The 24,373-nt window shown below is 57.3% G+C and carries 20 protein-coding genes; 6 read left to right on the forward strand and 14 right to left on the reverse strand.

Annotated elements, in window-relative coordinates; genetic code table 11:
- Positions 1–3: 3 nt before the first annotated feature.
- On the reverse strand, positions 4–645 hold the full coding sequence (locus FFS09_RS01205) for a hypothetical protein (protein WP_137917041.1): 642 nt from the start codon (positions 643–645) through the stop codon (positions 4–6).
- A gap of 165 nt (positions 646–810) precedes the next feature.
- Between FFS09_RS01205 and FFS09_RS01210 the strand changes: the two genes are divergently transcribed.
- The gene (locus tag FFS09_RS01210) at positions 811–1,584 is read left to right on the forward strand and encodes a hypothetical protein (protein ID WP_137917042.1); all 774 of its coding nucleotides are present in this window, start codon (positions 811–813) and stop codon (positions 1,582–1,584) included.
- Positions 1,585–1,633: 49 nt separating this feature from the next.
- On the opposite strand, the gene FFS09_RS01215 is transcribed toward FFS09_RS01210, so the two are convergent.
- Genes FFS09_RS01215 through FFS09_RS01230 form a run of 4 tightly spaced genes read right to left on the reverse strand, consistent with a single transcriptional unit; the run spans position 1,634 to position 7,691 of the window.
- A complete protein-coding gene (locus FFS09_RS01215; RefSeq protein ID WP_212745031.1) occupies positions 1,634–2,689 on the reverse strand; it encodes a hypothetical protein in 1,056 nt (351 codons plus the stop codon).
- Positions 2,682–4,019: a hypothetical protein gene (locus FFS09_RS01220; protein ID WP_137917044.1), complete on the reverse strand. Its 1,338-nt coding sequence runs from the start codon at positions 4,017–4,019 to the stop codon at positions 2,682–2,684. The genes FFS09_RS01215 and FFS09_RS01220 overlap by 8 nt, the downstream gene beginning before the upstream one ends.
- Entirely contained in the window at positions 4,016–5,341 is a 1,326-nt protein-coding gene (locus FFS09_RS01225; RefSeq protein ID WP_137917045.1) for a hypothetical protein, read from the reverse strand. The genes FFS09_RS01220 and FFS09_RS01225 overlap by 4 nt, the downstream gene beginning before the upstream one ends.
- A 19-nt stretch (positions 5,342–5,360) precedes the next feature.
- Positions 5,361–7,691, reverse strand: coding sequence for a VWA-like domain-containing protein (locus FFS09_RS01230; RefSeq protein WP_137917046.1), 2,331 nt, complete (start codon positions 7,689–7,691; stop codon positions 5,361–5,363).
- A gap of 204 nt (positions 7,692–7,895) precedes the next feature.
- Here FFS09_RS01230 and FFS09_RS01235 point away from each other — a divergent pair, with 204 nt between their 5' ends.
- From FFS09_RS01235 to FFS09_RS01245, 3 genes are all read left to right on the forward strand, one after another.
- Positions 7,896–8,438, forward strand: a complete 543-nt coding sequence (locus FFS09_RS01235) for a hypothetical protein (RefSeq protein ID WP_137917047.1) — start codon at positions 7,896–7,898, stop codon at positions 8,436–8,438.
- A gap of 97 nt (positions 8,439–8,535) precedes the next feature.
- A complete protein-coding gene (locus tag FFS09_RS01240) occupies positions 8,536–9,060 on the forward strand; it encodes a GIY-YIG nuclease family protein (RefSeq protein WP_137917048.1) in 525 nt (174 codons plus the stop codon).
- A complete protein-coding gene (locus tag FFS09_RS01245; RefSeq protein WP_137917049.1) occupies positions 9,057–10,100 on the forward strand; it encodes a hypothetical protein in 1,044 nt (347 codons plus the stop codon). The genes FFS09_RS01240 and FFS09_RS01245 overlap by 4 nt, the downstream gene beginning before the upstream one ends.
- A 508-nt stretch (positions 10,101–10,608) precedes the next feature.
- On the opposite strand, the gene FFS09_RS01250 is transcribed toward FFS09_RS01245, so the two are convergent.
- From FFS09_RS01250 to FFS09_RS01280, 7 genes are read right to left on the reverse strand one after another with little or no spacing between them, the layout of a single operon-like run.
- Positions 10,609–11,733 (reverse strand): tetratricopeptide repeat protein, encoded by a 1,125-nt coding sequence (locus FFS09_RS01250; RefSeq protein WP_137917050.1) that lies wholly within the window; start codon positions 11,731–11,733, stop codon positions 10,609–10,611.
- A gap of 36 nt (positions 11,734–11,769) precedes the next feature.
- Complete coding sequence (locus FFS09_RS01255) at positions 11,770–13,182, reverse strand: hypothetical protein (protein WP_137917051.1); 1,413 nt, start codon at positions 13,180–13,182, stop codon at positions 11,770–11,772.
- A gap of 15 nt (positions 13,183–13,197) precedes the next feature.
- Positions 13,198–16,686 carry an ATP-dependent helicase gene (locus FFS09_RS01260; protein WP_171019814.1) on the reverse strand — a complete coding sequence of 1,163 codons (3,489 nt, stop codon included), beginning with the start codon at positions 16,684–16,686 and terminating at the stop codon, positions 13,198–13,200.
- Between the two features lie 33 nt (positions 16,687–16,719).
- Positions 16,720–17,691 (reverse strand): KfrB domain-containing protein, encoded by a 972-nt coding sequence (locus FFS09_RS01265; protein ID WP_137917053.1) that lies wholly within the window; start codon positions 17,689–17,691, stop codon positions 16,720–16,722.
- Positions 17,692–17,704: 13 nt separating this feature from the next.
- The gene (locus FFS09_RS01270; RefSeq protein ID WP_137917054.1) at positions 17,705–18,535 is read right to left on the reverse strand and encodes a hypothetical protein; all 831 of its coding nucleotides are present in this window, start codon (positions 18,533–18,535) and stop codon (positions 17,705–17,707) included.
- A gap of 2 nt (positions 18,536–18,537) precedes the next feature.
- The gene (locus FFS09_RS01275; protein ID WP_137917055.1) at positions 18,538–19,254 is read right to left on the reverse strand and encodes a hypothetical protein; all 717 of its coding nucleotides are present in this window, start codon (positions 19,252–19,254) and stop codon (positions 18,538–18,540) included.
- 13 nt (positions 19,255–19,267) lie between these two features.
- Positions 19,268–20,218, reverse strand: coding sequence for a hypothetical protein (locus FFS09_RS01280; protein WP_137917056.1), 951 nt, complete (start codon positions 20,216–20,218; stop codon positions 19,268–19,270).
- A gap of 182 nt (positions 20,219–20,400) precedes the next feature.
- Between FFS09_RS01280 and FFS09_RS01285 the strand changes: the two genes are divergently transcribed.
- Complete coding sequence (locus tag FFS09_RS01285) at positions 20,401–21,033, forward strand: hypothetical protein (RefSeq protein ID WP_137917057.1); 633 nt, start codon at positions 20,401–20,403, stop codon at positions 21,031–21,033.
- A 42-nt stretch (positions 21,034–21,075) separates the two neighbouring features.
- On the opposite strand, the gene FFS09_RS01290 is transcribed toward FFS09_RS01285, so the two are convergent.
- Positions 21,076–21,333, reverse strand: a complete 258-nt coding sequence (locus tag FFS09_RS01290; RefSeq protein ID WP_137917058.1) for an SWIB/MDM2 domain-containing protein — start codon at positions 21,331–21,333, stop codon at positions 21,076–21,078.
- Positions 21,334–21,420: 87 nt separating this feature from the next.
- Entirely contained in the window at positions 21,421–21,825 is a 405-nt protein-coding gene (locus FFS09_RS01295) for a hypothetical protein (protein ID WP_137917059.1), read from the reverse strand.
- 149 nt (positions 21,826–21,974) lie between these two features.
- Between FFS09_RS01295 and dinG the strand changes: the two genes are divergently transcribed.
- Positions 21,975–24,371 (forward strand): ATP-dependent DNA helicase DinG, encoded by a 2,397-nt coding sequence (gene dinG, locus FFS09_RS01300; RefSeq protein WP_137917060.1) that lies wholly within the window; start codon positions 21,975–21,977, stop codon positions 24,369–24,371.
- Positions 24,372–24,373: the final 2 nt, after the last annotated feature.

The following is a 24,373-nucleotide window of genomic DNA, read 5'->3' on the forward strand; positions in this document are numbered from 1 at the left end:
CGCTTACTTTTGCCCCGCGGCCTCTGCGGCTTCCTTTGCCTTGCTCCGCTTTGTCACGCGAGGCGTGGTGGTGTCACGCGGAGGCAGATCAGGCCAACGGCCATCCTTGATCAGATCTTTGGCACCGCGTGCCTTGGCTTCGAGCAGGGCAAGATCATGAAGCTTCTTGATGATCTTCTTTCGCTCCCTCAGACCTGGAGGGCCTTCCGGGGCTTCCGAGCCGTCCTCAGGCGCCATGGGAACAGTCAATGCATGGTGGACATGCCACATCAAGCGCAGCACTGACGGCGACTGGCGTGAGCGTCCGCTAAGCCACCTGTACGATGCCGTTTCCTCGGCGCCCATCATGAGCGAAAAGGTGCGAGGCAGAATGTCTGCATCGGCCTTCATGGTGCTGGCAAGATCTTCAACTTTCGGAAACGTCGGCAGGATCCGAATGTCAGGGTAAGTGTCCATGAAGCGCACGAGGACTGCGAGGCTGTTGTCAAGGACAGGCAACTCGGCATCTCGTCGAACAATGTGCATCCAACGAGTCATCGACAGCCCGAAAACGAACAGAGCATCTGTCGTGTTCATGCCGTACTGCTGACACATGACGTCCAAATCCTTGCCGAGGACTGGACGATTTTTCGGGATGAAAGACATTGATTCTCCGTGAATTAACTCGTTTGACGTAGGTGTAAAAGATATCTACAATGGTTCGCATCAAGGCGCGCTGTGCTGCGAAAGAGATATCAGTTTCGATCAGAAATGATATACAAAACACAGCTTGTGTCAATCTTAGCTCTCCCCGTTTCGGACAAAAAAACCATGGCAACCTCGAAAACGACGTCCGCCCCAATCCCGGCCAAGGAAGCCGCGGAGGCCGCCCTCAACAAGCCATCGATCATCAAGGTGATGACTTTCGCCGCGTACAGGGTCAGTGGCAAAGGCAAAGATCAGAGCGTGTCGGTCATTGCAGGCGCCGCGGACGGGCGTATCAACAATGGCGTTGTCGAACTCTTGGCCGACAACGTGCCTTTCAACTCCAAAATTCTCCAGGGCCGGGAGCCGGCCGGCGGCAAGGGCTTGCTGATGTTGTATGGAGGCCGTGACGTTGCTGACGAACTTTTCCAGTGGCGTACTCGTGCGCGCAAGGAAGATTTCAAGATCGCATTTGCAACGATCGACATCGAGGTCGGCTACATGGAGTCGAACCTCATCACGCGCAAAATGCTTAAAACCTACAAATCGAACATGCAGTTCGCATACGTGCGCCGCATGGTCTCTGATCTGCAGGCTGACATTCTTGAACAATTCGCTACCCTGAATGATCAGATTGCCCCTCTGAAAAAGGGCGGTAGCGCCAGTTCGATCGCGTTGTATCCGAATCTTTTCGACCAGGTATTCGAGCAAGACAAGGACCTGGCCAACTTGCAGGTGCTCGCGATCCCTCTGATGGACGACATCGACTACCCGGAAAAGATGCGCTTGCGCCAGGTTGTCTATGTTCGCCCTCAGGCGAAGATCGTGAACATCACCCAGGGTGCGACCGATGCGCACATCCTGCTGCCAAGCTGGATGACCAACATCAAGACCAGTTGATGAGTTTTTTCCTGTGCGGCCGGTGTAAGAGCCGTGTTCGCACAGGGGGTCACACTAGGCGCAGGCGCCGCGGCTTCGGGATGTTGATCACCACGTTTCCTTCGTCGCCAGAGGAAGCGGCGGACGCCGGGGATCGGCTTTCCTCTATGACGTTGAGCATCAGTAGAGACCTGTAGTGGGTCATTGCTTCGCGAGCCAGCGAGATTGATGCCGGCGCTGTGTAGATCGACTGGATTGCTTCAAGCTCGGCGAAGAAGCCGGGGTCCTTGAACCTGAAGTCGACGATTGCCATTGCAAACGAAGCATTCTGCGCATGAACCGCAGCGTCGATCATGGTTTGACCTGGTAGTGCGCCCGTGTGAACACCTTCCCCCCATGAAATTTTCCCGGCAACGAAGTGGTCGTTCAGGATCGTCTGTACCAGGCTGTTAGGGGGCCTGCTGCTTGGTGAGGCGGCCAGAACTGACGTAGCAAGGGATTCGCTGGCTCCTTCTCCACGCGTGGGGTCATGCTTCATGAGCACACGGGAGCATTCGAGAGCGGGGTGTATGGACTGGCCATCGCTGACGATCGACTCATCCATAGCGCCAGTCAACAGTGACAAGAACACGCTTGAATACACGTCACCCTCTGGAAAGGCGTACCTGGTTGTGGCGCCGAGGTTTTTGAGCGCGTAGTCGAGCATCTCAGGCATTGCGTGGCGAGCTGCGGCTTGTGCCCAGCTGACGCCGTGGGGCATGAGCTCCGCCTTCGTGCGATGCGGCCCAAGGGACACGTTTACAACAGCCTTCGTGAACAATGCCTCAAGCATCTCCATCTGCGTCGAAGAACGGAACCTGTTTGCCACCGCTTCAGATTCAAAGACTGCACGGAGAACGTCGAACCTTCTGTGAAGGCAGCAGAATTTCAGGAAGGTATGACTGGCCCCCGCAGTAATTTGCAGCTCGCCGCCCATGCCGCAGACTAGATGGTTCATGCCCCACTCGTCTGCAAGGATGACTTGCAAGATTGTCTTCACAGGCTGACCGCCTGAGATCAAGCCCTCCAGGCGTCTTCGAGAAAGAGACTGCCTCTTAGGGTGCGGATATGCAGTGAAGTCAGACATGGACTCGACGGGGGCGTCGCACGGCTTCGGGTGCTGCACTGGCGCCGGCATGATTGGCGTTAGCCTGTGCGATCGATGCGAACATCTGAGCTTCAGCAGCGCGAGACCGAAGTGCTTGCTCTACAGGCCCAGCCAGCGGCTGCAGGCCGTGAGCGCGGACTTTCGAATCCTCCTTGTCGATTCGCGCACAAAGGTCTTCCCAGGGCGCATCCATCCCAGCTGCAGCAGCCGCGGTTGAGACGAAGTCTGCTGCCGCAGCAGGGTCCGTTGCAGCTGTCAGCTTTGGACTGCTCCCGTTGAAACTGCTGAGCACAACCTGGTCAAAGGCGAACTGAGCCGCTGCAACAGGCGATTTCACCAGGCGGAGCTTCACCAGGGTCGACACCAGTTGCGCTCCTTGCTCCTTCCCAGCTTGAACGCCGCTCAACTGCCCATCGAAGCTGCTTGAGAGGCCCGCCAGTACCTGGCTCGCGACGAAGGCTCCATGGTTCTGACGCGCGTTGCACGCGCGCCGCACAACGCTTTCAACAAACCCATCGGCTTCTTGGTAAAAACGAGTGGAGGGGCCACCGGGTACCAGGGTGGCCCAGAGCATTTGTCCTAGACCGGAGGCGACATCTCCGCAGTTGGATCGGGTGTCAAGATGGAGTTCGGCCGTTACCTTCGGGGGTGATTTCCTCTGCTTGATGGCATCGCGTGCAGCGTCGGTAAGTTCGAAGAGGTTTGGATACAGGCTCAGATTCCCGCCAAGGGATGACATGTTCCGGAGCAGTTGGGGCAAGGACCTTTCCGAGATCGATTCGCGCAGATGCGCAAACACCGACCGGTGCGAAGCGAAGTCGACAAGTTGCTCCCAACTGGTGCCTTGGTCGATATTGGGCAGCCTTAATCCAGGGCTGATCAAAATGCGCTCAAGAACACTGTACGTTGCCGAGTTTTTCTCCGTGCGCAGGCAAAACCCGGGGTCTAGGAGAACCGGGTACCGAAGCAAGAGATCTGTGAGGACGCACTGAGCCTCGATGAAGGCCGGCGTCCTGCTCGACGCATCTGGATTGGAGTTGCGAAGCAAGGGAATGATCTTGAGGCTTGCGATCAGCCTGTCAACAAGCTCGGTTGAACGCAGGAAATTTTGGAGCTCGCCGAGGTCAGATTTGAATGTCGCATCAGAGTTGAGATGCAGAGTTTTCTTGCTGTTCGAACTGAACAGGAACCGCTGAGCGCTCTGGAGCAGGCTCGCCTCAAGTTCGAAATGTCGTGCGTACGCTGCCGCCGACTTGTCCATCGAGGCCTCCATCAATCGTTCGATGACACCGTTGGGTGTGTTGTTCACAGGCTGCTCCTTCTTGTTGCTGTCCGATTTACTGTGGTGGCCGCAACCACCTTCTTGCGGGCGATCGTGTCGTTCATCACCTGCTCCATGCCGCGAGCACGAATTGCATGTGTCAAAGGGGTAGCCATGGGTGCCTGCCCCCGTTGACGGATCTGAGCATCACTGGACTCGACGTTCTTCGCCATGGCTGCGTAGGGCGATGGCGAACCTGTGGAGCTCGCGACCTCATCAACAAGTTTCATGAAGTCAAGAACTGGAAGGCGAACTCGAGTCAGATTCGTGGCATGTACCGCGCAGACCGATGGCACCCATGCATCGAAGAGCAGCTCGGCCGCTGCTTTTGCATCCGGCGCCAAACCCGAGTTGGTGACTGCCTCGACCAGGTTCTGGGCCAAGGTCGGGGCGCCAATTGGCAGCTTGTCCCATGAGCAAAGCTCCTTAAAGTGCCGAACAGCCTGGTGCCGCGCCGCTGGGACACGGTCAAGAAGAAGCCGGGTGGCATGGATGGCCAGTGGAAGTGAGTCCCGGAATGCGTTTGCATCGGCCCCTTGTTCGGCACATGAATGACCGAGAAGCGCGCCGACATCCTCGCCCAAGAAGGTGTTCCATTCGCTGGAGTCCACCACCAGATCTTTCCCAAGGCTCTGTGGTGTGAGCCGCTGTTTGATGCCCAAGCGTGCAAAGTGACTGAGCTCGATGCAGCTCGCAACTGCGGGGAGCTGTGATTTCACATAGCTTGAGACATTGATATCCGTACCAAGCCCTATGATTGCTTTTCTCGATGCGAGGTGGGCGAATACGCTTTGATGCGAAGCGAATTTCACCATCTCCGATTCCGGGGTTCCATCCGTGAAAGAAGGAAGACGCAGAACCGGTCGCTTCAGCATCAGCGCATACAGCGGTGTAGCGGCATCACTGGAGCACCACTTGATGTGAAGCCTGGTGTCGAGCATGACGGGATACCGTAGAAGCTCTTTTCGCAGCACCACTTGAGCAGTCGTGAGGGCAGCATTCACCTGATCACGAACTGAAGCGAGATCTGTGAAGCTTGGCATTGACTTCATCCGTCCGGCCACGCTGCAACACCGCAGCGACCCCACAACACGGTCGACGCTTGAGTGTGAACGCATCAACTCAAGCGACTGCTCAAGGGACTCATCTTCAAGCGGTCTGCTTATTGAAGCGGACTCCAACTGGAGAATGTGGCCCTTGGTTTTCATCGCTCGGACCTCTCCAGCGATGGCATTTGTAAGCAGGGTGGTGCGACCAGAATCCGATGCCGCCTTGAGCCTTTCCAGGGTGGCATCGGAGGTGGTCAGCATCGACGCAGTCATCGGTCGCTCACGCCGGCTTCAAGCTGCGATTGCGCGCGTCCTGATGCCTATCGATCTGCTTCATATCGATCTTCGTCAGAGACTTCGTATCGAAGAAGATGGTGTCAGCGAATGACGAAACGCCATCCTTGAACTCCTGGTTGAAGCACTCCCGAGGAGCAAGGAACAGAGTGGTGGGCATCTGCCGCATCCCGCACTCCTGTGCCTTTTTGAGCAGGCGCTTTCCGCTGGGCGTGGTGTCGTATGTGTCCGTGAAATAGACGATGGCGTCGATCTTGCGCCCGGCGTACTTCGACTTTGAGCGAGGCTTGACCATTTCGAAAAGGCTCTCGATGCCTGCCTGCAGGTTGGTGCCGCCGCGGCCACCGTACGTGATTCCCTTTTCAAGGATGGAGCGGTAGTTCTTCTCGTCGATATAGACGGGCTCCCCGCGAGCAATCGTATCGGCGAACACGATGACAACCTCTGGCGCTACCGATCGCGAGACCCGTCGAGCCATGTTGATGGACTCGCTGATGAAACGTTTGAGCTGACCATCATTGACGGAGCCCGAGGTGTCGATCGGTACGAAGACGAGAGGCTTCTGTTCTTTGCCGGGGACAGTTGAGCCCATGTAGGGCACATCACGCTGATGGGAAAACCCCATGTCGGCTGCGTCGACGTGGTAGATCGTCCATGGCTCGGCCATGTCGAATCGGGTACCTTTCCCGGCGCCCTCGATGATCTTTTTCATTGCCATTTCCCAGGTGATCACAGGCTTGAAAAAGTCGTGAAGCTGGGCCTTGGCGTAGTTCACCATGTGGCCACCCGGATACTTCGAGCCGAGAGACATCATGTCCTCGGTGGCCTTGTTGATCGCCGAAACGATGCCCGACTTGGTGCTCGAGATCTCCTCCTCAACCTTCAGCAGATCGTCGTAACCCAGCTTTTCCATCGTACTGGCTGAGACGCCGGCGCTATTGAGCGTGTTGATGAGATCCTTGGTGTCCATCACATGGTCATGAGAGCCATACACGTTGGGCGACGGGACCATGTTTTCGGTGCCCGTTCCGTCCTGCGATGACTTGTCGGGCTGACCAGACTGCTGCTGACCGGGTTGGGGCGTCCCATTTCCACCACGCCCCAGAGATCGCTCAAGGTCCGTGACGGTCACACCGTTTTGCTGCGGCGCTGCACCAAGGCTGCTGCCGGCCTGGGGATTGAGGATCTGCTCCAGGATCTGGATTGCGAGATCAACGCGTTCCGATGGCTGCAGGGCATCCAAGTAGACAGAGCCCGTATTGGCGCTGTGATGGACGGTGCCCTTGCCGGCACACGCCATCGAATGGCGGCCGTGCTCGGAATCCGCCTCGCCGATGCAAGGATGGCTCCGCAGTTTGGTGAGGGCATCCAGGCAACTTTGGAGGTCGGTGTCCTTCACCGTCTTCGGGTTGGCCTTGGCAGCGCCAATGCGGCGCAACTCCTGAGAGAGGGCTGAAAGGTCGGCCGGCACCATCAGCTTGGATTTACCGCCGGCGGTGGTGGGGTGCAGGACCTGGGCTTTGACGCCATCAGATTCTTGAGCCGCGCCCTCCATGATCTTGTCGAAGGGGACCTTCTCGTTGGGGATCTTTGGGGGCTCCTTCCAATCCTTCATGAGGATCGCGCCAATCTCTTCTTCGGAGAGCCCGTCATAGAGGGAAAAGTCCTCATAGTTCATGGCCCAGCCGATTGAAATCGCGGACTTGGCTGCGGCGTGTCGAGCGAAGAAATCCCTGATCTCTGCTTCGAGTTCCGACTTCGATGGGTCGCGGCCTCCATTTTTCTCGGACCACGACTGAGAGCAGCCAGATTTCACGATATCGGAGTTGATTCGAATGTCCTGCGCAGCATTCGAAATGTCGGGTGGGAGGTCGACCATACGCGCAAGGTGAAGGCGACGAAGGTGGTCAGCTTCGTGGCGAAAAATGAAGTTCAGCGAATCCAGTCCTGCCGCCTGCTCGGCGACCAGGCGCTCAAAGAACGGAGCGGCGATGTACATACGGCCGCTGATATCGACGAAGGCGGTCCGCACCTGCCCCAGAAGTTCGGGCAGGTCGTAGATGAAGATCGGTGTGCGGGAAACAATCTCACCCAAGAGGCCTTCGCGCATGTAGTCGTACCGCATGTTGTTGCGGCCTGTGAAGTGACTTTTGATCTCAAGGAAATCGTCGCGATAGTCTTCTAGCTGATCTTGGAGATGCTGTGCATTCGTGTTCAGGCGCTTGCCACCCTTGCCAATGCCGAGCACCGCTTCGACGCTCTTGTGTTTGTGGACAACGGCCTGAGGGGACTCGGTGACGGATGTGTTTGCTGCCATGGCTCTGCCGTTCAAAATGGGCTTCAGGCCTGCAGTACGCCGCGGGTAGCGGTTGCAGGGTGGCGGGGCGCCTTAAAACGTCTTCGCAGTAGGTGGAAGAGATATAACATACACTGTACCACGGCTTTGTTTTTTTCACTAGGTCAGGGCACCGGAGTGATTGATTCATGGATGGAATAATCCTCCATCACCACAATCTCAGTCATGGCAAGACCACCATCAAAAAACAATGAAGCACTCCTGCGTGCGAAGGAGGTGATTCAAAGCAGCTCAGATCGAGATGAAGTGATGGCCGCCCAAGCCTATTTGCTCCCCGCGCTGGGAACATCGCTAGATGACACTTCCATAGCACTTGGCCGGGACCGTTTCTGGGTTTCCCGAGCTCGGAATCGTTTCCTGAAAGGCTTGCCTCCGTTGAAGCATGGCGGTCGGAGAAACGAGTTGTTCAGCGAGGTGGAGGAGGTTGAGATTGTGAAGTTGGCCTTCATCAAGGCAAGAGGCCGCATCGGGGAGAGGGTGAGCCTGCGTGACACACTGAGGGCGCTACTCGATGATCGACTGGGGCACGCAGTTTCAGACTCCACAATCACCGAAATGCTCGCCAGGATGCTGAGGCGATATGTTCCCGAAGCAGATATGGCTTTCATGTGGCGGCTAGAGGGGGTACTGGGCTTGCTGTTCAGTGCCGAGGAAGATGTGAGAAGCCGGATTGCGGCGCTGCGGACGCGCGAGGAATCGAAAAGCTAGTTATTGCGGCTTGAACCGGCATCCTTGCCTAAAGTCACCCCCGACAGTCTCTCCTGTGCCAGGTCATTCCGATCCGGCAAACCACTGGAGAGCCACCATGCCTAACGTAATTCCGACCGATCTCAAAACCTATGTGGCCTGGCGTTTCAACGCGGTCTTGCCAGGTACTTTCCGGCGCGCCAAGAAGGCGTTCGAACATCTTGCTTATCCGATCTTGTCGCCGTTGCCTGATGCCGGTTCTAAAACCTGCAGCGTGGAGCGTTCCCTCCATGGCGGTCCTTACGTGTACTTCGTGTGTGACGACGCAGACCGTGTGCGATACGTTGGCAAATCGTTGGAGAAGGACGTCATTGCCCGTTGGACGCGTCCAGGCATTGGGGGGCCGGCGGCGTACTACTTCACACACTCGAGAAAAGGTGGCGGGTGCGTGTTTTCGATTGCGGAGGCCATGAATGCTGGTGAGAGCAGTCACTTCACGTTGCGGTATGTTCCCGTTGCGGAAATTGGCAAGCACGTTCTCGCGCGACTGGGGTTGAAGCGAGAGGGCTCGAGTGCAGAATTTGCAGCCGCCGCTGAGCGGGCGTTGACCAAGGCATGCGGTGCAGACTGGAACATGGCATGAGTGCGGCGTTTCCGACGACTCCCGTGGACAGGAACTGCTTTCATCCCCAACGGTACTGGACCGATGCGCCAGAGTTCCTGGCACAGATCGATGCCCAAGACGCGGAGATGGACCTCGAGGACAGCTTGTCTGGCAGATACGCATTCGTTCTCGGGGTTGATCTGGGGCGCCATCGCCTGATTTCGCACGATCCCTTCACGGCTGCCGAGATGGCTCGTGGTTTCGAGCATGGCATGACTCAGCCGTCGCGGGCGAGTGACCGATATCTTCGAAAACTGCTGGGCCTCAAGCGAAGTGCCTTCGAGCGAGGAATCGCTGTTAGCTCGGGGTTGAGCGCGGACTATCTCCGCGAGGTTGACGTACCGGTGTGCCCCGTCTCAGGTGTGGTGCTCACACACAGCACGAAGGAAGACACGGACTGGTCAATCGATCGCCTGGACAACAGCCTCGGATACGTTCCTGGCAATCTTTGCGTTGTTTCGACTCGTGTGAACAAGCTGAAGGGGCGGGCGGAATTTGGAGTGCTGGTCCAGCAGGCCCAGCACATCCTGGCTCGGGATGGCGAGGGCGGCCTGTACAACGTGACCGAAAGCGGGTTGCTCGTGATAGAGGCCCTTCGGCTCGCCTCACTCATGGCGGCGCCATCCGCTTTTGCGCAAGGGAAAATGGCAAGCTACGCTCCGTTTGCGATGGCGCCTACTGCGTGGTCAACGTTTGAGGGGGTGGTGGCTGGCATCCATTTGAAGTGCGCACGCACGATCACCGAGGGAGCAGGGTATAGGCAGAGGCACAACCTCTTCAAGCGACTCGGGGCGGCACATTGGCGCGCGAGCAATCGCCTTGTGCACATGGCTCGTGAAGCACTTTCACGCGGCACACACCCGTGTGACATCTGGTTCGATGGCCAAGCCTTGGGGCTTCTCATGCAGCTTGTCCAGGGACTGCATGAAAACCCTCCGACGTTCGATGGGGTCGACACAGACGCCCTTGTTGCGAGTCTCAAATCCGTGATCGAGCCACTCGGAAAGTACGCCAGGTAAGGTAGCTTGAGGGAATCAAATTCCCTCTTTGCGATAGTTGCCTTACGGGTTGATTCGAGTAGGGGAAGGTGCCAGAGCTGAACGATAGAAAACTCTGTTGCAATCGGCGCGAACGTCAATTGGCCATTTTCGTGGCTCGATCCACAGGTTGCTTGAAATTACAGCTTTGTTGATGATGCCCGTCACCTTGTCGGCATGTAGCGTCAGCCAGCAGATATTGTCATATCCAGGGCCCCGTCTCCCGTATCCGGTAAAGCGGACAAACTGGGTGTTCCCAACGGTACTTTGCTCGCCCGGGCCTCCATACGAAACAGCCACCTTCTCAATGTTTTGTCCGACAAAGTAGGACTCGGGATTGGGGTAGATGACAGTTGGTGCCTGGGGCGCAATAGGTGCGCGAGGACTCGTGGCGCAGGATGTCAGAGCAAGTGCCAAGACGAGCAAAGAAAATAACTTCATCGGCATAACTTGAAGTGTAAAAGCCTGGATGATACTGATCGAGCGGGGACTACTGTGCTCTTTTCGTTGCGATGGCGTACTCGCGGCTGAAATCGATGCCAATATCCATGCCAGGTCGAATCTGATTGATTCCGGTGTAGAGGTAGGCCATCAGTTTCAATCCGGTGAAGGTCTCCGCAAAGGCCTTCACTTGGTAGGCAGAGTCCGGGTCGTTGATGGAAACTCCAGCTTCGGCAATCTGAGCGAGCTCCAGGACAGCCAGGTTACGTTCTTCAGGCGTCTTGCGATCCATTTTGGTCATGGCATCTCGGATGTACATGACGACATCCAGGCGGACGCTGGTCGAACTCAGGTTGTTTCGTTTGAGGTTGATCTGAGCCAACTGTGAGCTAACGCGGCGCGCCGACTCGGTGATGTCGGGTTCGGCATCAGCTGTGATGATCCGCCTGCAAAGCGCTTCGGCCTCGATGACCTCATCGTTGGTCGCATCGTCGCCCAGCAAGGCGATGGTCATGGCCACGCCCAGTGCAACGCGCGGATCGTTGGGCAGCGCCGCAGACGCCGACTTCATCAAAGGCAAGGCATCTCGAAAGCGTTTCATCTCCGACAAAACTGCGCCGAGGTTGCGCTGCGCACGAAGATTTCCAGGCTCGACCTGCATGGCCTTCCGCTGGGCCATCTCTGCCTTCTCCAGCTTGCCCAGCTTGTAGTAGGCCAAACCCATCGCCACCCAGATATCACCTTGCTGCGGCCGTAGTTCAGATGCTCGGCCAAGGCGCTGTACAGCCTCCTCAAAACGCCCGGTCTCGTTGTAAGCCAGGCCGAGGTTGAAAAGAATGTCGGCATCGGGGTGATGCTCACGAATCATGAACTCGAGGAACTCGATGCCGTCGTTGAAGCTTCCCTCTTGGAAGAGGTGAATCGCCACCTGTACTGGCGTCATCCCCCGCGGGATGAAGCTGACATGGACAACGTCCTCCTGCACAGTGACGTTCAGCATGCCGAATTCAGCGGAGTTCCAGTTCGGGTTGTCCGCAACCGCTTCGCCCACCACCTTGGCCATGGCGAGGGTCAGTTCGGTGATGAAGTCAGGACTGCCTACCTCGCGCGCCCCCTCGGGAAGTGCATTCAGGTCGACCTGATCAAGTGGGGTTCTGCGGAAAAATGGCGTCATCAATACTGCTCCTGTCCAGGATTATCGAGGACGGCTTCAAATTCGAGCGCGACTTCGGGTTGGGCTGGAATTTGATGGGGCAGGACTGGCGGCTGCACTTGCGGTGATAGTCGCCATCATGAGTTCTGCGTTCTCGTGTGGACGGAGAAGGTCCTGCCACCTATGTGGGATGACCTGGCCGGTTGTTTCCATCTCAGATCGAAGTAAGGAAGGTGATCCAACAAGATCGAGCAGCGCTTGAAGAAAGTGGGCCGTGGCCCCGGAGAAGGTTGAGGGCGCATGCTCCGGATTTGTTGGATCCTGAAGGTGACGACAGCATGCCTGGAAGAGGAGGGTGGCAGCCTTTGAACGATCCTTCTCAAGGTCAAGCTCCCCGATGACCAAGAGACATCGTTGCGCTGCCGCATAGCCGTCATCGCTCAGAAATGTGCGCCGCTCCACCAGGCTTGGGAACACGTTCTCGCGCATCCAGGGGTCCTTTGCAAGGCGCTGAACATCAGCACTTTTCAGCACGAACCCTGGGTCCATGGATCTGCCGCGCGCGATGTTCATGATGAGGTCGCAGAACGCGGAACGGTTGCGCGCATGGACTTTTTCATCGTATTCCGCTGAAGCCGGGTCCAGGAAAGGGGTCCATTGACGCTTACGCCGATCGGGCTTTCGAAAGGTGTTGAGCTCGCCGCATGAGATCGCAAAATCAATGTTCGAGCTGCTCCATTCCGCAAGAGGGCCCGCGACTGGTTGGCCGAGCCAGTGCTCCCTCAACATCGTGCGTGCCAACATGTTGTTGGTCATCGGCAGGTGCAGGGTCCCCTCCACGCATGGATGCCTCGCAAAGTTCGTCAACGTATCCTTGTCGTACCCCAGGCTGGAGTTTGGAAGCACAGCGAAAGCTGACTTCTTCAACGCCATTCCGAGAGGGAGCATGTCCTGCATGAGTTTGGAGCCTGTAGAACGCTGAACCTGAATCGATGGGTGCATGAGCACTGGAAAGCGGATCAGAATGTCGCAGATGTCCTTCCGCGCTTTCATCATCAGTCCGCGCCAATGGGGCACGTCCATCGAAGACGTGGATGAAAGCAACCCAAAAGATGCTGCCACGCGCTGAGCAATCGTGGGCAGGAAGCGTTCAAAGCCAGAGAATTCATACCCCGCGTTCACATCGAACTGCTGCTGCTGAGGGTTCTCTGGGGACCAGGCCAAAGGCATGGCCACAATGGCCTCGGCGATACCACCGATTTTTGGCCGGTGCCAGGTCTTCCGGCAAATATCGAGGTCAGGCTGGGAGTAGCCCGCCGACAGGAAAGAAAGTGACTCGGCGCCCTTCTTGATGAACCCTGGCTTCAAACTGAGTTCCTGCAGACCCCTGAGATGGTCATCGCTGAAACGTGCATCGCCGACAAGTTCGGCCGCCATTGTCCCAGGTGGTGGAAGTGCGGTAAGTGACATGGCTGCTGTTTCAGGCTACGCGCGGAGGTAACGCCGAGCCGACGCCGGGAGCTTGAAGCCCGAGCTGGGAGAGGGGGGCTGCTGATGCTCTTCCTCGGCCTTGTTCGTCGCTGCTTTTTCCTGCGCAGCTGGGGTCCTGGATGCTTGCCCCCCGCCTTTGCTGAGCATGTTGAGTCGCGTCATGACTCCAGATGGAACTTGGCTTGTGGGGGTTGGCTGGGCGGACTGGTTCACTGCAGGCCTCTGGCTGGGCGCTGGAGCTGCCGAGGCCGACGCAGCAGGGGTGCGGGTCGACAACATGCCGCGGCGCTGCCAAGGCTTGAGGTCGGCTGCAACTGGAGACGACTTCGACTCGTCGCGTGTCGCCGTCGGGGGGGTGACCTTCGGTATGGTCGGGGTGTGATGCGCAGGCTTGAGCTGCGCGTCCGATCGTTCGACAATTCCACGAAGAGAAACGTGCACCTTCTGCCCGATGACCTGGTCCCACGTGTTTTTCGTTCCGCCGTCAGCCGGTGTATCGCCTTCACCAAAGGTGTAGGCAATGACTGAGTCAACGCGCTTGGCGACTTTCTCGTTGCGCGCGAACATACCTCGGTATCCACTCGCCGCAGGCTCGGTTGTCACCTGTATCTCGCACATCAGAGCGCAATGGAGTTCTTCCAGACTGTTGATGCCCGTCGCCTGGTGGAACCGCTGGTGATAGTAGTTGGCGGCGGTAGCGGAGCTCTGCCCTGGCCCTTGGAACTGGATGTCGTCAAAAGGGGCAGGCAGGTGTAGCTCGAGGCCTTTGACATGCCCCTGCAGGTAGACATGGACCGCAAGGTGATCTGCCCAGGCGGCGCCACCGCTCACCAGAATGTCATCCGGTCCAACGCGACTGCGCAGGTCAGCGACCATTGCATCCCAAAGAACCCGATTCATGGTTTCGCTTTTGTCGCGGCCAGCGGTGCCAATGACCGCGATGCGGCGTCCAGCGCCATCTGCCTTGGCCGCGGGGGCGGAGGGGGATTCCGCTTCCCGCATCATTGGTGCTTGGACCTCGTGATTTCGGAAGCGATTCGCTTTCGGCGCAGTCGGCTCCTGACGGTCATCCAGGCGGTTGAGCCTGTGGTCCGGAAGTTCAGCAAGGAAGCGGCTCGATTCGGCTTCACGGGATTCGCCGTTGCTCATGCGTTCAAGAGCATGGCTCAACGTCAATGTCTTGCGTGCACGGGTCAAGGCGACGTACATCAGTCGACGCTCTTCCTGCAGGCCGGGACCATCGTCTTGGTCGACGTATTGATCCTGAGCGATGCCGCCCACGTAGAGCATCCGCGCCCCTTCTTCCAGCGAGCGCCCGTTCCCGCGTTCTTCGTCTTCGGTGATCGCTCGGTTGTGGGGGAAAACGCCTTCTTCGAGGCCCGCGATGTACACGTGGTCGAACTCGAGGCCTTTTGAGGAATGCACGGTCATCAGGCTGACCGTGTTTTTCTTGCTCATGTCCGACTCGGAAGTCGATGTCATGAGCGCCACAAAGGACAGATATTCGGGGAGTTGTTCGGTCGCGAACTGCAAATCAGGGTGTTCGAGCTCGAACTGTCGGGCAGCCGAAATCAGCTCCGCGATGTTGTCCATCCGCTCCTTGGCTTCTTCCTCGCTTGATTTGCTGCCAGCGCCTTCATCTGCGTAGTGCTTGGCAATCCCTGTCTTTTCGACCAGCGACTCGATGAGACGCGAAAGCGGCATCGCCACGGCGGCGTCAGCAAGATCAAGGATCGTGGAGCTGAAGGCGTGAAGCTGGCGGAGCTTCTTTTGTGCGGCCGCGTTTCCAATGGACCCTGGATTGGCCTCCATGAGTGAAACACGTTTGTCCACCATCTCGATCATCGAGATGCGATCACCCTGGGCCTGTTGGCGCAGATCTTCGAGCGTTCGCTCACCGATACCACGTGGAGGGAAGTTGGCCACACGGACGAAGGACAGGTCTCGAGAGATGTCGGCAACCAAGTCAAGGTAGGCCATGACGTTCTTGATCTCCTGGCGCTCATAGAAGCGGAAGCCGCCATAGACCGTCAGGGGAACACCGAGCTTGTTGAGTTCCTGCTCAAGCGCGCGGCTTTGCATGTTCGTCCGGTACAGAACCGCTACCTCGGAGGGTGATACACCGTCGGTTTTGATCCGCTCATAGATCTTGGACGCAATCGAGGACGCTTCAAAATGGCCATTCCCATAGGTGACCAGGTCGATCGCGTCGCCAGTGTCGGCTTTTGAGGTCCGCAGGACCTTTCCCAGTCGGTTGGTATTGCGCTCGATGATGGCGTTGGCCGCCTCCAGGATGTGGGGGAGGGAGCGGTAGTTCTGCTCAAGGCGGATCATCCGGCCTTTGGGGTGCGCTGGCGTTGCCGCCATGTGCTTCAGAAACCGGCCCATGTTGCGTGGGTCGGCGCCGCGGAACGCGTAGATGCTTTGATCGTCATCGCCAACGGCAGTGACGTGGCACTTGGGGCCCTTCATCAGGGTCAGCCACTCGAACTGGATGTCGTTCGTGTCCTGGAACTCGTCGACCAAAATTGCCTTGAAGCGCCCTTGGTACTCTTCTCGCACCTCTTTGTTGGAGCGAAGGAGCTCAACAGCGCGCGTCAGTAGATCCTGAAAATCGAGCAACCCTTGGCGGTCCATTCGAGCCTGGTACTCACCGAAGACGGCCTCCATCTGCTCAGCGTCTGGGGAGGTGACCGAGATGACCGTTGTGATGACCTCAGGCTTTTTCCCTCGCTCCTTCTTCGCGTTGATGTGGTTCACGCACTGCTTGGGGGTCACAAACACGACGTCTTCGTCGTCTTCGTCGGAGCGGGCGGGTTCACCTGCCTTTGCCAGTGGATCAGCCGCAGAAAGAAGATCGGTTTCTGGCTTGATGAGCGAGGCGAGCTTCTTGGCTTCCTTGATGGAGGCTTTTGTGAGGCCGAAATCCTTCAGGATGTTTCTGACCAGCGACTCCTGGCCATCGGTGTCGAGAATGGCGAATGCTTTCGGGAGGCCTGCTGCAGCGTAGTTCTCGCGAAGGATCCGATTGCACAGGCTGTGGAATGTGCCAACCCACAACTCGTTCACGGCGCTTTTGTTCAGCAGTGCACGCAGCCGGTGCTTCATCTCCTGTGAGGCCTTGTTGGTGAACGTGACGGCCATGACGTCGGAGGCTTGGACCGTCGGGGCGCCGTCAGTGACCAGGCGAGCAACGCGTGCCGTCAAAACCGAGGTCTTGCCTGAGCCGGCTGCTGCCAGAACCAGTGCAGACTCATGAGGCATGAAGACTGCTTCGTGCTGCTCTGTGTTCAACCGCTCATAGAGTGAGTCTCGATTGGACTTGCGCTCCTCCTCACGACGCGCGAATGCGGCAGCTGTGTCCTCCTCTGGTGGCTGAGTCGATCCTTCTGGAGCGATTGATGGCGAAGCGAGAGATGCCCCAGCTTCAAAATACTGGTCGGGGGCTCCCCATGCGTCGTCGCCAAAGGGATCGTCAAACATTGTGCTCATAGAAGGACCGCTGGTTGTGCTCTGTCAGGGGCGATTGCGACGCGCCACTGCGGGGGCCGAGAGTTGAGTCGAGTCAGCTTTGGACGAAAGGTCGAGATCGCCGAACGAGGGGCCGACAAACTCATTCACCGTCAACTCGATATCGGCCAGGCGTAAGCGGGTTTGCTCGAGGCCGAAATAGTTGATGGTGCTTTCAAGGGCGTAGTGCATGGCTTTCTTGACGCGCTCATCGTCGGCAAGGGGTTCTTGCATCATCGACAGGGCGTCAAACATCACCATGCGCATGTAGTTGTGCTGCTCGCGCGGCATCCAGTCAGCCTGGATATGGATGTCGTGTGCGAGACCCTCGAACACAGCAGCCTTACCCGCGCCGTCGTATGCCAGGGTCACCAACTCCCCGGGCTTGACCTCACGCTCCAGGGCCATGTTTTCATGGATGACAACGCTGTTGCCGTCGATGGACTGCGCTGAGTAGTTCTCCGAAACGGCCAGCAGCTTGCCGCTCGTGATGCCAGTGGCAGCCGCTGCAGGCTTGAGGAACCGAACGATTTCGATCTTGAGTTCGAGTTCAGAGAGTTTTCGGACGGCGGCCAACTCAGGATCAAGATCACCTTCAATGGGAACCAGTGCCAGCTCTTCAAATTTGGACGCCTTCGCCGGCGCGTTGAACTCTCCCACCCTGCGCTCAACCAGTTCGCTTTTGAAGAGATCGACGACAGGACGGAATTTGCGCTCAATCGGGTTTTCGGCAACAAGGGGTCGCCAAGCTGCCACGGGCTTGTCCGTCATCCACAGCCCGCCCACAAACAGCACGCGCGTGGTGATGGCGGAGGCCTTGATCTCCGGTCGCGTGACAAAGGCTCCTGAGCTTTGGGGGGCGCGATGAGGTGGCGCCCACTCAAGGAGGCTGCCATAGGCGTCCGCATTTCGATCAATGGCGCCGGACTTTCGCGCTGAAATCGGGCTGGCTGCGAGGGTGGGATTGGTGACTTGCATGAATGATCCTTTTTCAGTGTGGTCGCGTACGGGACTTCGTCGGCACCGCTGGCGCGGCTTCGACCCGAATCTGAGCCTGAGAGATTCGATACTCCTGGACCTCTTTGGCGATGAAGTTCAAGTCGCCACCATCAATTCGAATGAGCGGGATCGTCTCGCCGATGAAATCGTTCGAGAAAGCAGCCACCGCTCTGTCCATGACGCTGCGCGTCGTGTTCACGAAGCCCTCGGGCACGACTGTTCCCACAAGAGCGCCGAGGTGGTCTGTTACCACCCAGCCATGAATCTTGCGTACGGACCTTCCGTTCTCGTCCTTCTTTGCCTGGGTGTGAAATACTTGGTAGCCAACGAGAGTTTTGTCAGCGTTCTCGGGGCTGTTGATGATCTTGAGGAAGTCGGCAAGCCCAGGCTGCCATCCGCGCGCTTCGGTGAAATACTTCAGGTCACTCTTGCGCAGATCACCCAGGCCGAAGTTGAAGCCGTTGCAATGAGTTTGGCTTCTCGGCCGAATGAAGGTCGAGAACTGCGTGTTGCTCGACACATTTCCGCGCATGAAACCGCCGCTGCGATTGCACTGATCGTCGAAAATCTTCAAGCCAGATTGCACATTGCGCGGATCGAATGGCATCAGCGCTGCATCGATATGCCAATGGCGATCACGAAACACAGTGTCCGTGGCGAGATCTCTTGACTCGTACATGCTGATCACTTCAGCGGCCGACTGGAGCTGAGGCTGAACCAGGGCGCCATGAGTGGTGCCACTTGCCGGCGCGAGGACGCGAACAATTCGACTCAGAGAACCATCTTCTGCGTTGACGGTTGAAACGCAAGCGTGATGTGCCATTGTCAAACTCCGGTGAATGGCGAGGGGGTGCCAAGCAGGGTTCGGGTCGAACGATCCGCTGAGAGACCATGCGCGCTCGCCAATTCGAGCTCGGATTCAGCATCTAAGGCGGTCTTGTAGACCTTCCCGGCAAACACGTCGGCAATGATCTTGGTCACGGGAGTGTGGAGAGCCATGACTGCGGTTTTCACCTCCGCGCGAGCATTCAAGCTGATTTCGGCCTGCGTCGCTTCGGCTTGCGTAGGATGGACGGAATGCACTTTGATTCCTCGTTCATTCTCAGGACGGAAGAGAAGAACAAACCCACCTGACTCATTTCCACCGAGTTGGTAAGGCAGGTTTGGTGGGACCTCCAGACTGCGTGCATTGGGCTTCTCTGCCTCAATGGCTGCATCCGCATCGGAAAACACCAGGCGGGCGTTCGACATGCCGCCACTGGAGACATCCAGAAAGACCTTGGGCTGTGCGCCGGCCATGACTTCGGCTCCTGCCGAACTGAGCGCTGCCTGGAGCACAGGAACGGCATTGGCACGGTGACATGCGGCCCAAGCTGCGCCTTCAATATCGGCGCGCACAATGCCGAAGGGGTACTTGGCAGCGTGCTCAACGCTGATGCAGACAACGATGGCCTCACGAACTCCAGCCTGAAGCGGCTCATTGGGTTTGTAGCCGGCCGCGACACCGTTGTTGAGGGTAAGTGTTGTTGCGATTTTGGACATGGGGATCTCCGATTTAGATGGAAGCCGTGCGGCGGCGATTGACCGTGGCTTGGCCGGTCGCTGAGGTTGGCGATGGCGATGCAGCTACTGCCTGCTGGATCGTGCGATTCATCACCTTGGCCTGAATGGAAGGGATGTACTCGGCCATGTCGTTGACGCGCATCCGCTCAAAGATGTCCAGGGCACCATCAGTCCTTGCGCCGAGTGATACGAGAGCCTCAAGAGCGACGCCATTTTTGGTACCAAGAGCTGCCGAAACGGGATGTCCAGATGACCCAGACCAGTCATCAGTGAGATCCAGGCCGGCCTTTGTCATCCGCGCCAGCACCTGAATGGCCACCTTCACAAATGCAGCTTCTTTCCAGTCACCTTCACGAACAAGTACCGTTGCCATGTAAGGATCCGGAACAAGTCCGGCATTCATGAGCGCGAAGCACAGTTTTGGAAAGGCTACTGGCTTGGCTTTTGCCCCGCCAAAGACCCAGTTGTTGAAAGCGATCTGTAGGAGGGAATGGACCCCGTTGTCTGGCACCTTTGCATCAGGAAAGATCTCATCGGCACGAGCTCCAAGAGACAGGAGCAGCAGGGCATCCTTTTCACTGTCGCTGGAAACAGCTGCGTGAATGAGACCTCCGAATCGTGGGTCGGTCTCGGAAGGTGAGTTGATGTCGTATCCCGAGGACAAGGCCACAAGAACACCCGCCTGAAAATGCTCGCGCAAGCAGGCAATGGCAAACGGCATGGGTCCGACCCTGCCGTTGTCATGTTTCATCTGTAGGTGTTCATGGGCGATGGACGGGTCTTTCGCCAAAACCTGCATCACCTGGCCAATGTTGCCGGTGCTCAGTGCAGCCGCGATCAGCTCGAGCACGCGAGTTCGCTGTGCACCTTCCAGAAGCTTCGGCGGTGGTGGACCTGTCCGGATGGCTAGCGAAGCCAGAAGTGGGTTGAATGTCGTGGACATTTCGACGGTCCTCGTCGGTGCCCAAGGAATGTTGAGGGCGTGATCAGAATCAATTGAGTGCAGTATAAGAGATATCAAATACACCTACCACCGATTCGAAGAAAAAAGCCTGAAATCCAACCACTGGTCGAAAAACAGTTCCACCAGTTGCGAAGAAGCGGTGTAAGAGATATCTTAAAAGCATGAGCACAATCACCGCACCTTCAAGACTGGATCGCATCAAGCATCGCCAGGCTGCCGCACAGGCGGGCGTTCGGGGTGCGGCCTTGCGTACGCACGGCACAGACGTGGTCACGGACGATAGGCGGCGCAAAACACGCAGGCCAGCGGCGTCCGCCGTGGAGGGCCTGACGGGAGCGGACAAGGAGACCTCAACGTTTGCATCTGCAGATTCGCTCGAGGTTGACCTCATGTCTCACTTCGATGCAGCAGCAGAACACGCGCTGCGAAAAGAATTTGATGAGACCTTGTTTGCCATCGGTCAAGTGCATGGCTACAAGCAGGAGGACAGCGATTTTGTACGAAACCACCACCTCCCTGAGGGGGTCGATCTGTTTGAAGATCTGACGGCGCGAACTTCCGTAAAAGAGAGGATTCGGTCCTGGCTGGTTGACTTGGTCGTGTTCGACTGGGTTGCGCCGGCAGATCTTGAGCATTTGGCACGGCGTGCACGATCCACCTTCCGCATGGATGTCATGGGCATGCTTGAGGACGAGAATGGCACACCATACCCCGGGGTGGCCACCAGGCAGTTCATTGAAAAAGCCAAACGTTCATCCACTTCCTCGAAGAGAGGCCGGGCAACGATGGGCTGAGGTTCGGCGCTTAGATGCGAGGCGCCGAACTCGTGGGCGCATTTAGCTTAGGTGTTTACCCACCAGGCCAGTCATTTCAAACATGGTGACTTCATCCTTGCCGAATACTGCCTTGAGCTTGGCGTCGGCCAGGATGTTTCGCATGTTCTTGGGGTTCTGCAGGTTGTTCGCCTTGATGTAAACCCACATCTGCTTCACGACCTCGGTTCTAGGCAGCGGGGCCGGTCCGATGATGGCGGCCAATTCAGGGCTGGGAGTGAGGGAGCGATTGAACGCGGTTTGCTTCTTCTCAGTGGTCATCAGAGTCTCATCAGTTGAAACCGAGATTCTAGGTCGGCCGCCAGAGCACTCCCGCCACCATGTCCAGAGGACCAGGATGCATGCTGATCAGGGCGGCCCTGCGAAGACGTCGAGGTGATTGACCACCATATTCGCCGGAGCTGACGATGAGCCAGGGAGCACCCAGTCCGATCCGCGGAGCTTTGAGAAGCTGATTCCGCGCGACTTCGTGGTGGCTGGATCCTTCTTGCCGGATTCTTTTTGCCGCACCTTGGTGGATCCAGCTTTGGCAGAAGACTGCAACTTGGTTCGCTTTTTTGCAGCAACTCCAGTCTCAGCTTCCGAGATGGCGGGTCCAACTGCGACATCTGAAGTGATTTTTTCAGCCTCTTGCCTTCCCAGCGTTGGGTCAATCTCAAGATCTTGATGATCATGGGCGCTGAGCAGGTTGGCGGAGGCAGGTTGTACTGTCTTCGATGAAGAGAAGAGGAGGGAGCGGATTTGTTCAAACATGCATGATCCTTTGTGGAAAGGATATACAAAACACCGCTTTCTGTCAACCGAGTCTGGCGATGTTTGGAAGAAGCACCACGCATGGTAATATGTGTAAGAGATATCCATAACACACTGCGTATAAGCAGTAAAAGATAGCAGGACAGAAAATGCAAAATCCGGCCAACTCGTCTGCCCAGCCTGTACGCCCTGCGCGCTCCCGCCTTCTTGCCGGATCGCACGCGCTTCAAGACGAGATGACGACGGCTGTCCTCTTGCCCAATCAGCGTCCTGTTCGCCAGCAGGCCCCACGCTTGCCCGAACCCTTCAATCCAGAAGTGGAATCGTCTGCCTCCAAAAGTGTGGATGGCATTGATGAGGCGGCGCTTGGTCGAGCCCGCAAGATCATGGGCTCGATGTACGAGCAGGTCAAAGAGAAATGGCCAGGGTTTGTCGCCCGTGATGGCCAGAACGAAATGATGGAAGCGGCGCTTCTCACCTTCCTCTCCTGCAAGGAAGAGAAGGACGAGACTCGCGGTGCCAACCTGGCCACATTGGAAGCGGGCACTGGGACCGGCAAGACAGTGGCCTACTTGCTCGCAGCAATCGCGGCGCACAAGGTGACTGGCAAGGGTGTTGTGGTGTCGACCGCTACAGTTGCTCTGCAGGAGCAGCTGATCGAGCGTGATCTCCCACGGCTTTCCGAGGTCATTGGTGGCATCAAGTTTGACATCCTCAAGGGACGTGGTCGTTATGTCTGCGCCTCAAAGCTTGAGAACGTGGCGGCAAACACCGTGGGGAGCCTCCTATTTGATGATGAAGATGAGGCCGAGGCAGTCCAAGCTGGGAAGAATGGTGGTTCTGAGCTTTCTGGTCTTGCACTGCGTTTGACGGCCGAACTTCATTCGAAGAAGTGGAACGGCGAAGTTGACTCGATCCCCGAACGTGTGGATTCATCTGACTGGCGCAAACTTCAAGCTGACGGAGCGACGTGCACGGCCAACAAGTGCTCCAACTACTCCAGTTGCGCCTTCTTCTCGGCTCGCAACAGAGCCAAGGACATTCCGATTGTTGTGGGCAATCACGCATTGGTTCTGTCCTTGATGTCTCGCAATGCGAAGGTCTTGTCTCCGAGTGAAAAGCTCTTCGTGTTTGACGAGGCGCACCACATCCCCGACATCGCGGCCGACCAGTTTGCCGCAAACGCTCGCTTGACCGCCTCTGAAAAGGTGTTCCCACGATTGAAGGCGCTTTTTGCCAAGGCGACCAAAGAGAACTCTGGGACCATTCAGCAACAGCTTGCCGCCATGACAGGACTGCTGTCTTCAGCTGCTGACTCTGTTGCCAGTCTCAGGATGGGGATTGAATCTGCAGACCTCTTCGGCTCCGACGAACGAGTTTTCCGGTTTCATCAGGGCCAGGTGAGCGAGGATTTCTTGTCACTTTTTGAGTCCGCGAAGATCTCCACCGCAGCAGCTCTGTCAGCGGCCAGGAATGTAGTGAGTGACCTCAAGCGTGACGATGAATCTATCAGTCTCGGACAGAAGGATGAGCGACGGAAGATGGCGACCGAGATCGCCATGACTGCTCAGCGCCTTGATGATGCTTCAAGGGTGTTCGACTACATGACACGGCATGACAAGGTGCCATTGGTGAAGTGGATCGAACTTGTGCCGTCCGGCCGGGGCATCGACTTCAAGGTTTGTGCGAGTCCGTTGACACCAGCATCCGGGCTCGTTGCTGGCCTTTGGTCGAAGGTAGCGGCGGCTGTTTGCACTTCAGCAACGATTACCGCCTGCGGCAGCTTCGACTACTACGACCGCCTCACTGGTCTGAACCGCATGCCAGAGCGCCGTCGTGCGATCGTTGCGTCTCCATTTGACTATCCTACTCAAGGCCTGCTGCGTGTGGCGCCATTGACAACCACTCCGAAGTCCAGTGGCTGGGGGGCGGAACTCAACTCTATTCTGCCCAGGCTCCTCGAGGATCGAAGTGGGGGACAGCTTGTTCTATTCACATCCCGCAAGCAGATGCAGTCAAGCTACGACTCACTGCCTGCAGCTGTTCGTGCGCAAGTGCTGATTCAGGGCACAGGATCCCGAAATGAGATGCTCAGCGAACACGCCAGGCGGGTGAAGGCCGGTCAATCGAGCACGCTGTTCGGACTCCAATCACTCGGTGAAGGCATCGATCTTCCTGGTGACCTATGCGTCCAGGTCATCATCGACAAATTGCCGTTCACGCCACCGACCACACCTGTGGATGCCGCGTTGGCTGAATGGCTCGAAAGTCAGGGGCGCGATCCGTTCTCGGAGATCGCGGTCCCCAAGGCTTCCATGAAGCTGGCTCAGTGGGTTGGTCGCGGCATCCGGACCGTGACGGACAAAGCGGTGATTACCGTCTGCGATACTCGTTTGGCGACCTCGAGCTATGGGCGGCTGATCGTTGATGGTCTTCCACCTTTCCCGTTTGAAGTCATGTCTGCTGCTGGTGATTTCAGCAACAGCAGGAGTGAGTCCCGATCAGCTGCGGAGACTCGGCCGCAGCGCAAGAAGATGTTCGCCTGATA

It is taken from the genome of Hydrogenophaga sp. 2FB (genome assembly GCF_005503365.1).
In the GTDB taxonomy this organism is placed as follows: domain Bacteria; phylum Pseudomonadota; class Gammaproteobacteria; order Burkholderiales; family Burkholderiaceae_C; genus Hydrogenophaga.

Excerpts from the sequence above, each read along its gene's own strand:
- FFS09_RS01205 (WP_137917041.1), bottom strand. The coding sequence starts at position 645 with ATGTCTTTCATCCCGAAAAATCGTCCAGTCCTCGGCAAGGATTTGGAC.
- FFS09_RS01210 (WP_137917042.1), top strand. The coding sequence starts at position 811 with ATGGCAACCTCGAAAACGACGTCCGCCCCAATCCCGGCCAAGGAAGCC.
- FFS09_RS01215 (WP_212745031.1), bottom strand. The coding sequence starts at position 2,689 with ATGTCTGACTTCACTGCATATCCGCACCCTAAGAGGCAGTCTCTTTCT.
- FFS09_RS01225 (WP_137917045.1), bottom strand. The coding sequence starts at position 5,341 with ATGCTGACCACCTCCGATGCCACCCTGGAAAGGCTCAAGGCGGCATCG.
- FFS09_RS01230 (WP_137917046.1), bottom strand. The coding sequence starts at position 7,691 with ATGGCAGCAAACACATCCGTCACCGAGTCCCCTCAGGCCGTTGTCCAC.
- FFS09_RS01235 (WP_137917047.1), top strand. The coding sequence starts at position 7,896 with ATGGCAAGACCACCATCAAAAAACAATGAAGCACTCCTGCGTGCGAAG.
- FFS09_RS01240 (WP_137917048.1), top strand. The coding sequence starts at position 8,536 with ATGCCTAACGTAATTCCGACCGATCTCAAAACCTATGTGGCCTGGCGT.
- FFS09_RS01245 (WP_137917049.1), top strand. The coding sequence starts at position 9,057 with ATGAGTGCGGCGTTTCCGACGACTCCCGTGGACAGGAACTGCTTTCAT.
- FFS09_RS01250 (WP_137917050.1), bottom strand. The coding sequence starts at position 11,733 with ATGACGCCATTTTTCCGCAGAACCCCACTTGATCAGGTCGACCTGAAT.
- FFS09_RS01255 (WP_137917051.1), bottom strand. The coding sequence starts at position 13,182 with ATGTCACTTACCGCACTTCCACCACCTGGGACAATGGCGGCCGAACTT.
- FFS09_RS01260 (WP_171019814.1), bottom strand. The coding sequence starts at position 16,686 with ATGTTTGACGATCCCTTTGGCGACGACGCATGGGGAGCCCCCGACCAG.
- FFS09_RS01265 (WP_137917053.1), bottom strand. The coding sequence starts at position 17,691 with ATGCAAGTCACCAATCCCACCCTCGCAGCCAGCCCGATTTCAGCGCGA.
- FFS09_RS01270 (WP_137917054.1), bottom strand. The coding sequence starts at position 18,535 with ATGGCACATCACGCTTGCGTTTCAACCGTCAACGCAGAAGATGGTTCT.
- FFS09_RS01275 (WP_137917055.1), bottom strand. The coding sequence starts at position 19,254 with ATGTCCAAAATCGCAACAACACTTACCCTCAACAACGGTGTCGCGGCC.
- FFS09_RS01280 (WP_137917056.1), bottom strand. The coding sequence starts at position 20,218 with ATGTCCACGACATTCAACCCACTTCTGGCTTCGCTAGCCATCCGGACA.
- FFS09_RS01285 (WP_137917057.1), top strand. The coding sequence starts at position 20,401 with ATGAGCACAATCACCGCACCTTCAAGACTGGATCGCATCAAGCATCGC.
- FFS09_RS01290 (WP_137917058.1), bottom strand. The coding sequence starts at position 21,333 with ATGACCACTGAGAAGAAGCAAACCGCGTTCAATCGCTCCCTCACTCCC.
- FFS09_RS01295 (WP_137917059.1), bottom strand. The coding sequence starts at position 21,825 with ATGTTTGAACAAATCCGCTCCCTCCTCTTCTCTTCATCGAAGACAGTA.
- dinG (WP_137917060.1), top strand. The coding sequence starts at position 21,975 with ATGCAAAATCCGGCCAACTCGTCTGCCCAGCCTGTACGCCCTGCGCGC.